The sequence below is a fragment of the Halomonas alkaliantarctica genome, assembly GCF_029854215.1.
Lineage (GTDB): Bacteria > Pseudomonadota > Gammaproteobacteria > Pseudomonadales > Halomonadaceae > Vreelandella > Vreelandella alkaliantarctica_A.
The window spans coordinates 1,817,004-1,831,253 of the sequence record NZ_CP122961.1 but is presented as its reverse complement, the minus strand read 5'-3'; the positions used below and the strand labels follow the sequence as shown (position 1 = coordinate 1,831,253).

The following is a 14,250-nucleotide window of genomic DNA, read 5'->3' as shown; positions in this document are numbered from 1 at the left end:
TTATGAAGCTAAAAAATAAACGTAGTGACGGAGATCAAGAATTTCTCAAGAGATCTTGCATTGCCGATATCAATTCTTGAATGAGTAGCGCTATGTTTAAGCGCCCGCCCCTGCTGGCAAGGATGTTTGACATGAAAAGAACTTGCGTGAAGAAAAGACCACTTGCTTTAGATAAAGTAGAAGTGAGGCGATTCAGTATGACCCAAAGTGCTGCGGCTATTCTATGAGCCCAAGCTTAAGCCTGCCATAAGTTACCTCATTTAAGATGATCCTTGTGCCAGACACAGCTGTCCGGCACAGACACCCATCATCGAAAAGAGGTATCACTTATGCAAACTCACATCACCAGGATTATTACATCGGCGTTGTTACTGACCGCTAGCTCGGCTGTGCTGGCCGAGACCCATTGTACTGATGCCCCCAGTGACGAATGGATCAGCCAAGCTGATATGGAAGAACGTATCCGCGAAATGGGTTACAGGATCAAAGAATTTAAGGTCACAGACGGAAACTGCTACGAGATATACGGCTGGGATGAGCAGGAACGCCGGGTAGAGATCTATTTCAACCCAGTAGATGCCAGCATCGTGAAGCAGGAAGTCGAAGACTGATCAGGGGGTGACCATGACCGATAATACCCGTATCTATGTTTGGGACCCGTTGATCAGGTTGGTACATTGGGCTTTGGTCGCTGGCGTAGCCGTCAACCTATGGCTAACCGAAGAAGGAGGGGATATACACCAGTGGGTCGGTTATTCCTTGGTGGCATTAATCGTCGTGCGCATCCTTTGGGGATTTATCGGCCCGTGGAGTGCACGCTGGCGGAGCTTTTGGCCTACGGTGAGCCGACTTCAATGTGCGCTGCGCGGTCGCTGCAGCAAGACAGAGCAAACCGGCATTACCCATACACCGCTGGGCGCCATCATGATGCTGGTGCTGCTTGGGCTAATACTCGGTCTGGGACTGACTGGCTACATGATGGAAGAAACTGATCGTTTCTGGGGGGTTGACTGGGTTGAAGAAACCCACGAATTCCTGGCCAACGCGATTCTTTTTCTAGTACCAGTGCATGTATTGGGTGCTGTGGTAGAAAGCATCAAGCAAGGCGATAATTTGATCGCTAGCATGTTGCATGGCTATCGCCGCCGCCCTACCTCTAACCCCAACACTAAGGCTCATGATGTTCAGTCTTAATATACTGTTAAGGCAATACCATGATAGTGGCCACTCGTTAATTTTTGCACGAGTGGCCTTTTCAAGACGCTAGTCACCCACCTACACCGTCACAACACTATGCGCAGACTGTGCAAGGCGCTTGAAAAGGGTGCGAAAGCTTGGCTCTATCGACAATTCGCTACTTCAGCTGAGGCCACTACCACACACCCAGCCGCATTGAATGACGTTAAGCGGGCAATAACTTCATTCTCTGCATACAGTTTCTGCTGAATACGTCGCACGGCTAGCTTGATGGTGCTTATAGCTGTTGGCCTTCAAAGCTTCATTTTTGGTGCGTATAACGGTTGAAATGCATTTAGATTCAATTACTTGATCCGAAAACAAAACCAGCAAGCTACTCAATGATCGTGATGTTTTTTTTGCTCCCACACCACACTAACCGCCAAGCCATTGGGCGTACGATTGCTAAGCGTAAGGCGTGCATTCTGGCGCTGGGCCAACTCCGAGACAATTGATAAACCCAACCCACTGCCGGTGGTGCCCTGGCCAGACGCGCGCCTGAAGCGCTCGGTGACTTTATCCAACAGCCCCTCTGGGAGTCCGGGGCCAGTGTCACTCACCGTGAGCTGAGGCAACTCCTCCCAAAGCGCTAACTCTACCTCCACTTGACCGCCTTCCGGCGTATAGCGCAAGGCGTTATCCAGCAGGTTACGAAATAGAATGCCCACCTCGACTTCGTCGGCGCAAACCTCCAGCCGAGTTAAGCCGGTTAGCCTCAAGTGCTGATCTCGCTCTTCCGCGAGTGGCCATAGCTCGGCTACCAATTCAGCAATAATCGGATAAAGATCGATAGTGGTCGGTGGGGTTGTGGCAACTTGATCCAAACGAGCCAAAATGAGCAGTTGTTCAACTACCCGCTGAAGCCGCTCAACCCCGACATAAGCCTTTTGTAATGATTGCTCTCCCCCAGCCTGCGCATTATCTAAGTGGATTCTCAGCGCTGCCAAGGGCGTGCGTAATTCATGGGCCGCATCTGCAGTGAAGCGCCGCTCGCGCTCTAACGTCGCTTTCAAGCGGGCGATAAAGTCGTTTAGCGATTGACGTAATCCATTAAGCTCTTGAGGAACCGTATTCTCGATTTGACGCAGGTCGCGGGCGGAGCGACCTTGTACCTGGCTGGAAAGCGCTTGAATGGGAGCAATACCCCGCAGGATAATTCGGCTCATCAGCCAAAGAAGGAGTGGCAGCAACAGGAGCATCGGCAACAAATTGTTCCAGGTGATGCGCTCTACCACTTTATCGTGAAACGAACCTCGCAGCCCCATGCTGATCCAGATATCGCTGGCAACATCGAACATGCTGAAAACCCGCCAGCGATGGCCATCGTAGCTTTCCCAGCGAAAACCCTCCTCTAAAGGCGCGGGGAAAGGGCCTGCATCACTCCATTTGCCCCCTAACAGCCTGGGTGAGCCATCGGCATTCCAAAAACCAAGGACTAATTTAAGCTCTTCCTCGTGGTAGAGTTTAGGACCTGATTCAGAGCTAATCACGGGCACTGCGTTACCGTCGAGATATAGCTGAGCCGGATGGTCTGGAAGACCCATGCGTGAAGCCAGGCGAGCATAGTCGTCCATAGTAGCGTTTGGATCGAGTTGGCCAGCCACAATCCGGCTGTGCAGACTGAGCTGTGTATCGAGAATTTCTTCTAGCTCGTGATCGGTAATTAAGTAAGCCGCGGTAACCGCCACGCCCCCAGCGACAACCATTGTAATGGCTAGCGTGCGAAGCAGATAACGCCGTATGGATCTCATTGCGCTTGGCTATCCAGCCGGTAGCCAATCCCGCGCACGTTAATGATCAGATGCTTTTCAAGCTTTTTACGCAGATGATGAATGTGAACTTCTACCGCATTGGACTCCACCTCTTCACCCCAGCCATAAAGCAGATTTTCTAAACGAGGGCGTGATAGCACTCTGTCCGGGTGCCTAGCTAGCTCTAACAATAAGGCATACTCGCGTCGGCCCAACTTTACGTCTTTGTCCCGCCAACTCACCGCATGACGGGCCTCATCGATGCTCAGCGCTCCTATCGTCAAAATCTGCGAGGCGCGGCCCTCAGCGCGCCGCATTACGACACGCAAACGGGCGAGTAGCTCCTGCAAATTGAAAGGCTTGAGCACATAGTCGTCCGCCCCCGCATCTAAACCACCAATACGGTCTTCCATCGCATCGCGGGCCGTCAAAATCAGGATAGGCAAAGCGGATTGCTGACGGAGTAAATGCAGTACTTGCATACCGTCCATATCGGGCAGCCCAAGATCCAAAATAATCACACTGAAGGTCTCACTGCCGATAGCGCTGATTGCCTCGCGGCCCTGCATAAACCAATCGACCGCATAGCCCTCGCGCTCTAGCGCCGTCTTGATGCCATCCCCGAGCAAGGGGTCATCTTCTATTAGTAGTGCGCGCATGTTGATCCACTCAATCGACAAACCGCTATCTTGGCGACCAAAACTTAAGCTTTTCTTAAATATGGAAACTTACTTCTCAAAAAGCTTAGTCATCTGAATTCCACCAGTAAGCTGACCACCCTACCTTTACAAACTTCTTACGCAGTTTAACTCTTCTTTAAGTTATTTAGGCTCAAGCTGCCTCTTTCGCCATGGGCAAAGCTAAAGCAGCGCCTTCACTGGCGGTCATTTTCTATTAACTTAACAGAGCGCCAGAGCATGCATTTACTAACCCTTCTTAGAACAAACTATTATTTAAAAATAATGGCCCGTATTTTAGAAAAAAGAATGAAGCAATATTTACTGGGAGGCATACGATATATCCTCAAAGCGCCTGCACCAGAAACCATTGACAGCCTTGTGGGCATAGAAAAAATTCTCATTATTCGTCCCAATTTTCGTATGGGCAACGCGCTAATCAGTACCCCTGTCATCGATGCTTTTCGTGACCGTTTTCCTTCCGCGCGCATAGACTATTTAGCGACTGATAAAACATGGCCACTGTTGCAGCAACGTCCTGTTGATCATTTTCATTTATTGTCGAGAGCCGCCATTCTCCGTCCTTGGCAATGTGTGACACTATTAAGACGTTTACGGGCACAACACTATGATTTAGCGGTACAAGTGAGCGGAGGATCAACGAGCGGTTTTATAGTGACCCGGTTAATAGGGGCGCGGTACAGCATGGGGTCAGGTAAAGGTCACCAGCGCTGGTACAGCATTGAGACGGAAGGTAAGTCATCACATGCCTACGATGGCATCGTTAATCTGACACGTCCGCTCGGTGTTGCTTGCCGTAACCGGCCATTGCTCCAGATAACAGAGCAGGAACGCTATCAGGCAATGAAGGAAATACAACAGCTAGTTAGCCTTCATCGCGAAGATCCATCAAACACTAATTTTATTGCGATCTTCGTTGGCGGGCATCAAAACAAACGTTGGCCGTTGGCATTTTGGTTAATGCTCATCGATGCCATGGAAGCCCGCAAAATACGTTATGTTGTATTTCTTGGACCGGAGGAATTTAGGCTTCTAGCACCAATTCAGCGGCGTTTGCTGTCATCGCTTTATGGCAGCTTATGCCCACCACTTCCTATCCGCCAATTTGCCGCCGTTTTGGAACGTGCGCGGTTACTCGTGACGCCAGACTCAGGGCCTATGCACTTAGCGGCAGCACTCGATGTCGCCACCATTTCCCTAGTACGTCAGAAAAAATCACTCGCTTTTGTACCTCGAGAAGCCTATGACACCATTTTGTGGCGCCCAGAGATCAGGACGGTAATAGAAGCCATACGCGCTAATCTTGACGGACAAAGCTCAACGGCTCCCGCTCATTCGGTCTCGTTAACAAACCAACCAACACAGCGGGCAGCAGCATCGATTCCACCACTACACAGTGCTGATTACTTACATTCTAGTTACTGAATTAACGCACATAGAGGTAATGTTCTGCTTCCTTCTCTACCTGCTTGGGTCAAGTAATTGAGACGTTAAAGCGTCAGGATGACTACGCCATTGCCCCCAGACGAACGGGCGCATGGGCCTATTGTTTGGTGGCTATCCAGCGCATTTTCACAGCAGCAAGGGCTTGATAAGGACTGCTTACGCCAAGTCTCTGATCAAGCCGTCTCGCACGATAATTTATTTCACAGCGTGCTGGGTTTGCTTAACGTAACAACAGACGTTTACCAGCAGTCAAAAGATATTAGCCACACGTGCCGGCACCTCGCCAATTAATAAATACTTAAGTGATCGTTAAGTATTAAATGGCAAGCTGTTCCCCACTCTGCTCAACTATTCTGGTGTATACCCATGGTTTTATCGCATTTATTGGACTCCAGCCAAGGTTTTTGGAGACGGCTTCTATCCAAAAAAATGGCAACTTCGGAGGGCTGGGTAGGAGGCATCAGTACATCCCTTCCTTCTGCTAAATGGCTTTCCTTTAGAGCCAGCGTTGTTTTGATTACTTTGCTAGCGACTCTGCTGTGGTTAACAGGAATAGAAAACATCGAGATCACCATCGCCGTATTAAGTTTAACGTCAAATGGCATATCGCAGTTACTTGGACGCTATTACTCTTTCAATGTATTGAAAATAGTTGAAAATGATTTAATAGATACGCTCGAAGCATTAGGAGCTGCAGGAGTTGGAACATTAATAATTTTATATTTATTGGATTAGTAAACTCAATATTTAATCTAGGGATATAGATCCCTTGTTTATGCAGCTAGGTAAAAACTAAAGAATAAAGATAATGGCGGATGCATAAAATGCCTGCAGCGACTCAGCAGTTATTACTATTATGGGTTTTGCGCTACAAATTTATAGAATTTTTGAAACGGAGGTGACGGAGCTTAAGTCTATACATGACACCATCCCATTTCGTAGGATTACTACAAAAATAGGTTATGTCACAACAGACTCGAAACGCCAAAATGGAGGCGGCCCCAAAAGCCACATCCCGGCACACGCAGCCACCACTACCGTTGCTCCCTTCCGGGCCTGGCGGGGTTCGCAGTTTAGCGTTGCGGGAGGACCTAAGGGGCCACCATAACGGCACACTCTGTTATTAAGTGAGTGTGCTAATGCTGATGTGGTGGCTACGCCCTGATTTGAACAGGGGACCCCATCATTATGAGTGATGTGCTCTAACCAGCTGAGCTACGTAGCCTTTTCCCTCATCAACGGGTGCAGATTATGCCTATCTTGATAACGAAAGGCAAGCCGGATCCCGGCTTGCCACAATCATTGAAACAAGCTTACTGAATAGCGGCGCGCACAGCCTCTAAACCGGGCTCGCCATCACGAGTTGTTACGCCGTCTAACCACTCGTCCAGCACACTATCATTGGCCTTCAAGTAATCACGCGCGGCATCACGGGGATCTTCACCATCATCCATGATCGAGCTCATTAGCTGATTTTCCATCTCCAGCGTAAAGGTCATATTGCGCAGCAAAGTACCTACGTTCGGGCACTCTTCCACGAACCCTGCCCGGGTATTGGTGTGTACGGTCGCGCCACCTAAATCTGGGCCGAAATAGTCATCGGCATCCGACAGATAGGCCATCTCGAAGTTAGAGTTCATGGGGTGCGGCTCCCAGCCTAAAAACACCATCCACTGCTCATTGGGCACTCGAGCGCGCAGTTCCGCCAGCATTCCCGCTTCACTGGAATCAATAACCTGCCAATCGCCTAATCCGTATGCGTCGTCATCGATCATCTGATCGATTAGCTCGTTGCCGTCATTGCCCGCTTCTATGCCGTGTACGCTGCGGTCAAACTGATCAGCATGCTCCGCTAAATCGTTAACCGACGTTACACCCGCATCATAAACATATTGGGGTACTGCAAGAGTGTACTTCGCCCCTTCCAGATTGGTTGCCAAACGCTCAACTTCACCGCGCTCGATGTAGGGGTCACTAATAGAAGCCATCGACGGCATCCAATTACCCAAAAAGACATCGAAGTCATTGTTACGCATACCGGCGTAGGCAATCGGCACAGAAACCGTGTCGACACTGGGCTCATAGCCAAGCCCTTCGAGGACTTCGCTGGCGAGCGCAGTGGTGGCGGTAATATCCGTCCAGCCCACTTCGGCAAAGCGCACGCTGCTGCACTCGTTTGCAAAAGCCGCCGTTGGCAGACCCGCTGCCAACAATAAAGCACCTGCGTAGCGTGAAGAAGTTCTGCTCATCATTGTTGTCCCCTTTATAAGCTTATTGCCAATACGTATTGCTAAACGTATTACCAAAACATGGATACGAACACTCAGTTGTGACGTGGTCGCAGTGCGTAGAAATCATCGGCGTCTTTTTATTGATTGAACGTTCAATAAAAAAATGCCATCATTGTTAGGTAATCATGTCTACGCCTGGGTTTCAAGCAGTGACCCTGTTAGGCATTCAACGAATTAGGAGAGCGCTGTGCCAAAGGTGGGAATGGAACCGATACGCCGCCAGCAGTTAATTAATGCGACCATGGCAGCCATTGATGAGGTCGGCCTGGCTGAAACCACCGTGATGCGCATTGCGCGCCATGCGGGTGTTTCAGCGGGCATTATCAGTCACTACTTTGGCGGCAAGGATGGCCTGCTCGAAGCGACGATGCGGCAAATCCTGACCGACCTTTCTAGAGCCGTTGCGGTTCGTCGCTATGCGTTGGAAGACGACTCTCCCCGCGCCCAGATCGGTGCCATTATTGAGGGCAACTTTGACCGCACCCAAGTCACCGGCCCCGCCGCCAAGACGTGGTTAGCGTTCTGGGCCAGCAGCATGCATAAACCTATGCTGCAGCGGCTGCAAAACGTCAATGATCGCCGGCTTTACAGCAATTTATGTCACCAGTTCCGACGTGTTATGCCCCGCGCAGAAGCCCGCAACGCAGCACGCGGCTTAGCCGCCATGATTGATGGCCTATGGCTGCGCGGCGCGCTAACGCCAGAAGGCCTCGATGCTGCAGAAGCACGCGTTCTTGCTCACACCTATCTCGATCAACTTTTTGCTCACTATGGATGCCCAAAGACTGCATCCAACACTTACAGCTAATTCTATTACCTTACTGGAGGAGACCTACATGGCCGCTCAAGACGTACAGCCACTTTATATTGATGGTCGCCAGGTAGCCGCCACTTCAGGCGATACTTTTACCGTTACCAACCCCTTCGATGGCAGCCTGCTGGCCACTATCGGCCAAGCCAGTCAAGCGGATGTTGACACCGCGGTCGCCGCAGCCCATCGCGGCCAACGCGAGTGGGCCGCGATGAGCGGCATGGAGCGTTCACGCATCATGCTGCGCGCCGTTGCGCTATTAAGAGAGCGCAACGACGAGCTTGCCGAGCTTGAAACCCGCAATACCGGTAAGCCGATCAGCGAAACCGCCAGTGTCGATATCGTTACCGGCGCGGATGCGTTGGAGTACTACGCTGGTTTGGCGCCTGCTATTGAAGGTAGCCAGATTCCCCTGCGCGATAGCTCATTTGTGTACACCCGCCGTGAGCCGTTGGGCGTGATTGGCGCGATTGGCGCCTGGAATTACCCGATTCAAATTGCCTGCTGGAAAGCCGCCCCGGCGCTGGCGGCAGGCAACGCGGTGGTGTTTAAGCCCAGCGAAGTTACCCCACTCACCGTGATGAAACTGGCGGAAATATTCACCGAGGCTGGACTACCTAACGGCGTCTTTAACGTAGTGCAGGGAGACGGCCGTGTAGGCTCCATGCTTACCGGGCACCCCGGCATCGCTAAAGTCTCGTTCACTGGCGAAGCCGGCACCGGCAAAAAAGTCATGGCCGCCGCCGCTAGCTCTACGCTCAAAGACGTCACCATGGAACTGGGCGGCAAATCTCCGCTACTGGTCTTTGCAGATGCTGATCTTGATCGCGCTGCTGATGCCGCCATGATGGCCAACTTCTACTCCAGCGGCCAAATTTGCACCAATGGCACGCGGGTATTTGTTGAACGCAGCGTTAAAGAGGCCTTTGAAGCCAAGCTGGTAGAGCGCGTTAAGCGCATCAAAGCAGGCGACCCAATGGATCCCAGCGTCAACTTTGGCCCCCTGGTCAGCTTTGAGCATCAGGAGAAAGTGCTCTCCTATATTGACCTGGGCAAAGAGCAAGGCGCTCGCCTGCTCGTGGGTGGCGACGACTGGAACACAGGTAGCTTTGCCGATGGCGCCTGGGCCGCCCCCACCGTGTTTACCGACTGCACTGATGAGATGCGTATCGTGCGCGAAGAGATCTTTGGCCCAGTGATGTCGGTACTCGCCTTTGATGACGAAGCAGAAGTCATTCGCCGCGCCAATGACACCACCTACGGCCTGGCCGCCGGTGTCTTCAGCGAAAGCCTGAACCGCGCCCACCGCGTGATTCACCAGCTGGAAGCGGGTATTTGCTGGATCAACACCTGGGGCGAGTCACCTTCCGAAATGCCGGTAGGCGGTTACAAAGAGTCTGGCATTGGTCGTGAAAACGGTATCGAGACACTTAATCACTATACCCAAACCAAGTCCGTACAGATTGAAATGGGCCCGTTTGAGTCGGTGTTTTAAGGAGTTTTTATGCCTCAACCACGCGAATTTGATTACATCATTATCGGCGCAGGCTCGGCGGGCAACGTGCTCGCTACTCGCCTCACCGAAGACAGCAGCGTCAGCGTACTGCTGTTAGAAGCGGGTGGGCCGGATTATCGCTTCGATTTCCGCACCCAAATGCCCGCCGCCTTGGCTTACCCACTACAGGGCAAGCGCTACAACTGGGCGTTTGAAACCGACCCCGAGCCGCATATGGATGGTCGCCGCATGGAGTGTGGCCGCGGTAAAGGCCTTGGCGGCTCCTCATTAATTAACGGCATGTGCTATATCCGCGGCAATGCACTCGATTACGACAACTGGGCCAAACAGCCGGGGCTTGAAGATTGGGATTACTTAAACTGTCTGCCCTACTTCAAAAAGTGCGAAACCCGCGACATCGGCGCCAACAGCTACCATGGCGGCGACGGCCCGGTCAGCGTGGCCACGCCCAAAGCGGATAATAACCCGCTATACCGCACCTTTATTGAAGCCGGTAAGCAGGCTGGCTACCCGGAAACAGAAGACGTTAACGGCTACCAGCAAGAGGGCTTCGGCCCTATGGATCGCTTCGTTACGCCCAAAGGCCGCCGTGCATCAACGGCCCGCGGTTACCTGGACACCGCCAAACAGCGCCACAACCTCACCATCGAAACGCATGCCGTTACCGACGTGATCGAGTTTGAAGGTAAACGGGCGGTGGGCGTTCGCTATGAGCAGAAAGGCGAAAAACAGCAGGCCTATGTGCGCCGCGAAGTAATTCTGTGTGGGGGCGCTATCGCCTCGCCGCAAATTCTGCAGCGCTCTGGCATCGGCAACCCTGAACTGCTGAAGGAACTGGGTATCGAGACGGTGCACGCCCTGCCCGGCGTGGGAGAAAACCTCCAGGATCACCTGGAGATGTACATCCAGTACGAGTGCAAAGAGCCTATTTCACTCTACCCAGCGCTGAAGTGGTATAACCAGCCCAAAATTGGCGCCGAGTGGCTGTTTAATGGTACCGGCGTCGGCGCCAGCAACCAGTTTGAATCCTGTGGCTTTATCCGCAGCCGCGACGAAGAAGAGTGGCCTAATCTGCAGTATCACTTCCTGCCCATCGCCATTAGCTACAACGGCAAGAGTGCGGTACAGGCCCATGGTTTCCAAGCCCACGTTGGTTCCATGCGTTCCGAAAGCCGCGGACGTATCCGCCTGACGTCAAAGGATCCACACGCCGCGCCCAGCATTCTGTTCAACTACATGGCCAAAAACAAAGATTGGCAGGAATTCCGCGACGCCATACGCCTCACCCGCGATATCATCGCCCAACCAGCGTTTGATAAATATCGTGGTCGCGAGATAGCACCAGGGCCCGACGTACAGTCGGATGACGAGCTCGACACCTTCGTCAAACAGCACGCCGAAACTGCCTACCACCCCTGCGGTAGCTGCCGCATGGGAGAGGGTGAAATGGCCGTCACCGACGGCCAGGGTCGCGTGCATGGAATTGAAGGTCTTCGCGTCGTAGACGCTTCACTATTCCCGGTGATTCCTACCGGCAACTTGAATGCGCCCACTATTATGCTGGCCGAAAAAATCGCCGACCGTATCAAAGGTCACGAGCCGCCCCCACGCGCCAGCGTCGACTACTATATAGCTAACGGCGCTCCGGCCAAACGCGCCTGAACATTTACTCGGTTTACCACTCCAAACGCCATGGCCTGCCGCCATGGCGTTTTTTTTATGAGCGCCTCGCATTAGCAGCGTTAAACATGCCTAAATACTTGCACGAGGCGGCTTCCATCTGCCAATATTCAAACAAGTGTTCGATTAACGGTTTTGTTGCCGTTTCTGACTCAGATTTATCTAACAACAGCTGGCCAGCAATAAAGGCCAACAACAGAGAGAGACTCTATGCTCACCCTACTCCTTATCGTGCTCGCCATTGCTGGCTTGCTCGTCGTAATGCGTCGCGAAGCAGGTGCCCCAGCGGCACTAGCGGTGCTTGGCGTATTGGGCCTTGTTGGCCTGCTGTTTGACGCGGAAGTCATTGGTGTTCTGCTGCTGATTGGCGCAGCAGCCGTGGCAGTAGCTGGCTTGCCCGCACTGCGCCGCAAGTGGCTCACGCCGCGCTTATTCGCCACCTTTAAGAAAGTCGCCCCCAAGGTTTCCGCCACCGAGCGCACGGCTCTGGAAGCAGGTAGCGTTTCCTGGGACGGCGAACTATTTTCAGGCAAGCCCCAGTGGGAAAAGCTGCTCGCCTTTAAAGACGATGGTCTACGCGACGATGAAAAAGCCTTCCTAGCCAATCAGTGTGCGAAAGCCGCTGGCATGTGCAACGCCTGGGATATCGCCCAAGAGCGCGCCGACCTGCCCCAGCAGCTGTGGGACTTCCTGAAAACAGAAGGCTTCTTCGGCATGATTATTCCGAAGGAGTACGGCGGCCTTGGCTTCTCAGCTAAAGCGCAGTCCATGGTGCTGCAAAAGCTCTCCGCCAATGAAACCCTGATGGTCACTGTGGGCGTACCCAACTCCCTCGGCCCTGGCGAGCTGCTACTTAAATACGGTACCCAAGAGCAGAAAGACCACTACCTGCCGCGCTTATCCGATGGCCGTGAGATCCCCTGCTTTGGCCTCACCGGCCCTCGTGCAGGGTCTGATGCCACTTCGCTGCCCGATACCGGCGTAGTGTGCAAGCAAACCATTAACGGCGAAGAAGTGCTTGGCCTGCGTCTTAACTTCGAAAAACGCTGGATCACCCTGGCACCTATCGCCACTGTGGTCGGCCTTGCCTTCCGCCTGTTTGACCCGGAAAAATTGCTCGGTGACGAAGAAGATCGCGGTATTACTCTGGCGTTGATCCCACGCGATACCGACGGCATGGAAATTGGCCGACGCCACCACCCCATCGGCAGCCCGTTTATGAACGGCCCGATCATTGGTAAAGATGTCTTTGTGCCGCTGGACACCATCATTGGCGGCCCGGACATGATCGGCCAAGGCTGGCGGATGCTGGTTGAGTGCCTTTCTATTGGTCGCTGCATCACCCTGCCCTCAGGCGCGACTGGCACCGCGCGTTACGCCCTGGGCTGGAGCGGCGGCTTCACCCGCGTTCGTCGCCAGTTCAACGTGCCGGTGGCCGAGATGGAAGGTGTGCAAGAGCCCCTCGCCCGCATGGCAGCGCTTGCCTATATTTCCCAGGCTACCGTTTATCAAACCGCCAATATGATCGACCACGGCGAAAAGCCTGCGGTACCCTCGGCGATTCTGAAAAGCCAGTTGACCGAGTTCCAGCGTGTACTGCTCAGTGACGCCATGGATGTTCACGGCGGCAAGGCGGTTACCCTTGGCCCGCGCAACTACCTCGGTATCGGCTATAGCGCCAATCCGGTGGCGATCACCGTGGAAGGTGCCAACATCATGACCCGCAACCTGATGATCTTCGGTCAGGGCGCGATCCGCTGCCACCCTTACGTACTTGATGAGTTGGCCGCCAAGGATGCCAACGACATGAAGGCGTTCGATAAAGCCTTCTTCGGTCACGCAGGCCTGATCTTTGGCAACGCCGCGCGGGCCTTTACCCTCGGCTTTGGCATCGGTAAAGCCAGCGTACCCTTCGATGGCCCTGCGGCTGTCTATGCCCAGGATATTGCCCACCTTTCCGCTGGCTTTGGCCTATGTGCCGACGCCGCCATGGCAAGCCTTGGCTCAGCGCTGAAGAAACGCGAAATGATCTCTGCGCGGCTGGGTGATGTGCTGTCTAACCTCTACCTGACCTCCATGGTGCTCAAGCAGTGGCAAGCGGGCAGTAAAGTAGAGGGCGAAGAAGCGCTGCTGCATTACAGCTGTCGTTTCCTGCTCCAGCGTGCCGAACAGGCGTTCGTGGAGATTTTTGATAATCTACCCAACCGTGCTTTAGGCAAAACGCTAAACGCCGTAGTGATGCCCACCGGCCGCCGCTGGAACAAACCCCACGACGACCTGGCGCGTGATATCGCTAAGCGCGTTTCTACGCACAGCGCCCTGCGTACCAAGCTACTGGAAAACACCTGGGATGCGGACGACGGTGAACAGCGCAACCCGCTGGCACGCTACAACGCCCTGCTGGTCGATTATGACCGCGCCGAGGCGATCTACCGCACGCTGAACAAGGCTTATGCCAAAGGCGAGCTACCGCAGACGGCACTGCACCCTGAAGCACGCGTTGAGGCTGGCCTGGAAAAAGGCCTGATCAGTGCCGAGGACGCCGAGTTCATGCGCACCTTCGAGGTCGAAGTTCTGGAAATGCTCACCGTGGACGATTTCGCCTACGATGCCTTTGCCAAGGATAAATCCACGCTGATCGATCACAACTCAACACCGGCGCCAGCACCAAAGCAGGCCGAGGAAAACGTTAAGTAATACTTACTTTTCAAAGTGTTAGCTGTAATGACAGCCGACTCCTGGCACGCAGGAGTCGGCTTTTTTGTGTTCACTTTCTACGCCTAAATGCGTAGACCCATGAAGTAAAAACGCGTTGCAAGTT

Annotated in this window: 11 protein-coding genes, 1 tRNA gene and 1 other RNA gene; 8 read left to right on the top strand and 5 right to left on the bottom strand. The window is 53.2% G+C overall.

What is annotated here, in order from left to right; translation table 11 throughout:
- Window positions 1-329 precede the first annotated feature (329 nt).
- Both QEN58_RS08250 and QEN58_RS08245 read left to right on the top strand, forming a co-directional pair.
- On the top strand, window positions 330-611 hold the full coding sequence (locus QEN58_RS08250) for a PepSY domain-containing protein (RefSeq protein ID WP_280106625.1): 282 nt from the start codon (window positions 330-332) through the stop codon (window positions 609-611).
- A 13-nt stretch (window positions 612-624) separates the two neighbouring features.
- A complete protein-coding gene (locus QEN58_RS08245; protein WP_280106624.1) occupies window positions 625-1,194 on the top strand; it encodes a cytochrome b/b6 domain-containing protein in 570 nt (189 codons plus the stop codon).
- A 380-nt stretch (window positions 1,195-1,574) separates the two neighbouring features.
- Here QEN58_RS08245 and QEN58_RS08240 read toward each other — a convergent pair whose 3' ends face one another.
- The gene (locus QEN58_RS08240; protein WP_280106623.1) at window positions 1,575-2,987 is read right to left on the bottom strand and encodes an ATP-binding protein; all 1,413 of its coding nucleotides are present in this window, start codon (window positions 2,985-2,987) and stop codon (window positions 1,575-1,577) included.
- Complete coding sequence (locus tag QEN58_RS08235; RefSeq protein WP_280106622.1) at window positions 2,984-3,646, bottom strand: response regulator; 663 nt, start codon at window positions 3,644-3,646, stop codon at window positions 2,984-2,986. The genes QEN58_RS08240 and QEN58_RS08235 overlap by 4 nt, the downstream gene beginning before the upstream one ends.
- A gap of 258 nt (window positions 3,647-3,904) precedes the next feature.
- Between QEN58_RS08235 and QEN58_RS08230 the strand changes: the two genes are divergently transcribed.
- Together QEN58_RS08230 and QEN58_RS08225 are read left to right on the top strand one after the other, a co-directional pair.
- Window positions 3,905-5,110, top strand: a complete 1,206-nt coding sequence (locus tag QEN58_RS08230; RefSeq protein ID WP_280106621.1) for a glycosyltransferase family 9 protein — start codon at window positions 3,905-3,907, stop codon at window positions 5,108-5,110.
- A 387-nt stretch (window positions 5,111-5,497) separates the two neighbouring features.
- Window positions 5,498-5,866 (top strand): hypothetical protein, encoded by a 369-nt coding sequence (locus tag QEN58_RS08225; RefSeq protein WP_280106620.1) that lies wholly within the window; start codon window positions 5,498-5,500, stop codon window positions 5,864-5,866.
- Between the two features lie 264 nt (window positions 5,867-6,130).
- Here the strand turns inward: QEN58_RS08225 and ffs are convergent.
- The 3 genes from ffs to QEN58_RS08210 form a co-directional block, all read right to left on the bottom strand.
- An RNA gene (ffs, locus tag QEN58_RS08220) (signal recognition particle sRNA small type) lies at window positions 6,131-6,227 on the bottom strand.
- A 52-nt stretch (window positions 6,228-6,279) separates the two neighbouring features.
- Window positions 6,280-6,356: transfer RNA gene (locus QEN58_RS08215), tRNA-Met, on the bottom strand.
- A gap of 88 nt (window positions 6,357-6,444) precedes the next feature.
- Window positions 6,445-7,380, bottom strand: a complete 936-nt coding sequence (locus tag QEN58_RS08210; protein WP_425270325.1) for a choline ABC transporter substrate-binding protein — start codon at window positions 7,378-7,380, stop codon at window positions 6,445-6,447.
- 229 nt (window positions 7,381-7,609) lie between these two features.
- Between QEN58_RS08210 and betI the strand changes: the two genes are divergently transcribed.
- From betI to QEN58_RS08190, 4 genes are all read left to right on the top strand, one after another.
- Complete coding sequence (gene betI / locus QEN58_RS08205) at window positions 7,610-8,230, top strand: transcriptional regulator BetI (protein WP_280106618.1); 621 nt, start codon at window positions 7,610-7,612, stop codon at window positions 8,228-8,230.
- A gap of 28 nt (window positions 8,231-8,258) precedes the next feature.
- A complete protein-coding gene (gene betB, locus QEN58_RS08200; RefSeq protein ID WP_280106617.1) occupies window positions 8,259-9,728 on the top strand; it encodes a betaine-aldehyde dehydrogenase in 1,470 nt (489 codons plus the stop codon).
- Between the two features lie 9 nt (window positions 9,729-9,737).
- The gene (gene betA / locus QEN58_RS08195; RefSeq protein WP_280106616.1) at window positions 9,738-11,411 is read left to right on the top strand and encodes a choline dehydrogenase; all 1,674 of its coding nucleotides are present in this window, start codon (window positions 9,738-9,740) and stop codon (window positions 11,409-11,411) included.
- Between the two features lie 228 nt (window positions 11,412-11,639).
- The gene (locus tag QEN58_RS08190; protein WP_280106615.1) at window positions 11,640-14,126 is read left to right on the top strand and encodes an acyl-CoA dehydrogenase; all 2,487 of its coding nucleotides are present in this window, start codon (window positions 11,640-11,642) and stop codon (window positions 14,124-14,126) included.
- Window positions 14,127-14,250 lie beyond the last annotated feature (124 nt).

Coding starts and splice junctions, on each gene's coding strand:
- betA (WP_280106616.1), top strand. CDS start 9,738: ATGCCTCAACCACGCGAATTTGATTACATCATTATCGGCGCAGGCTCG.
- QEN58_RS08240 (WP_280106623.1), bottom strand. CDS start 2,987: ATGAGATCCATACGGCGTTATCTGCTTCGCACGCTAGCCATTACAATG.
- QEN58_RS08225 (WP_280106620.1), top strand. CDS start 5,498: ATGGTTTTATCGCATTTATTGGACTCCAGCCAAGGTTTTTGGAGACGG.
- QEN58_RS08210 (WP_425270325.1), bottom strand. CDS start 7,380: ATGAGCAGAACTTCTTCACGCTACGCAGGTGCTTTATTGTTGGCAGCG.
- QEN58_RS08190 (WP_280106615.1), top strand. CDS start 11,640: ATGCTCACCCTACTCCTTATCGTGCTCGCCATTGCTGGCTTGCTCGTC.
- QEN58_RS08235 (WP_280106622.1), bottom strand. CDS start 3,646: ATGCGCGCACTACTAATAGAAGATGACCCCTTGCTCGGGGATGGCATC.
- QEN58_RS08250 (WP_280106625.1), top strand. CDS start 330: ATGCAAACTCACATCACCAGGATTATTACATCGGCGTTGTTACTGACC.
- QEN58_RS08245 (WP_280106624.1), top strand. CDS start 625: ATGACCGATAATACCCGTATCTATGTTTGGGACCCGTTGATCAGGTTG.
- QEN58_RS08230 (WP_280106621.1), top strand. CDS start 3,905: ATGCATTTACTAACCCTTCTTAGAACAAACTATTATTTAAAAATAATG.
- betB (WP_280106617.1), top strand. CDS start 8,259: ATGGCCGCTCAAGACGTACAGCCACTTTATATTGATGGTCGCCAGGTA.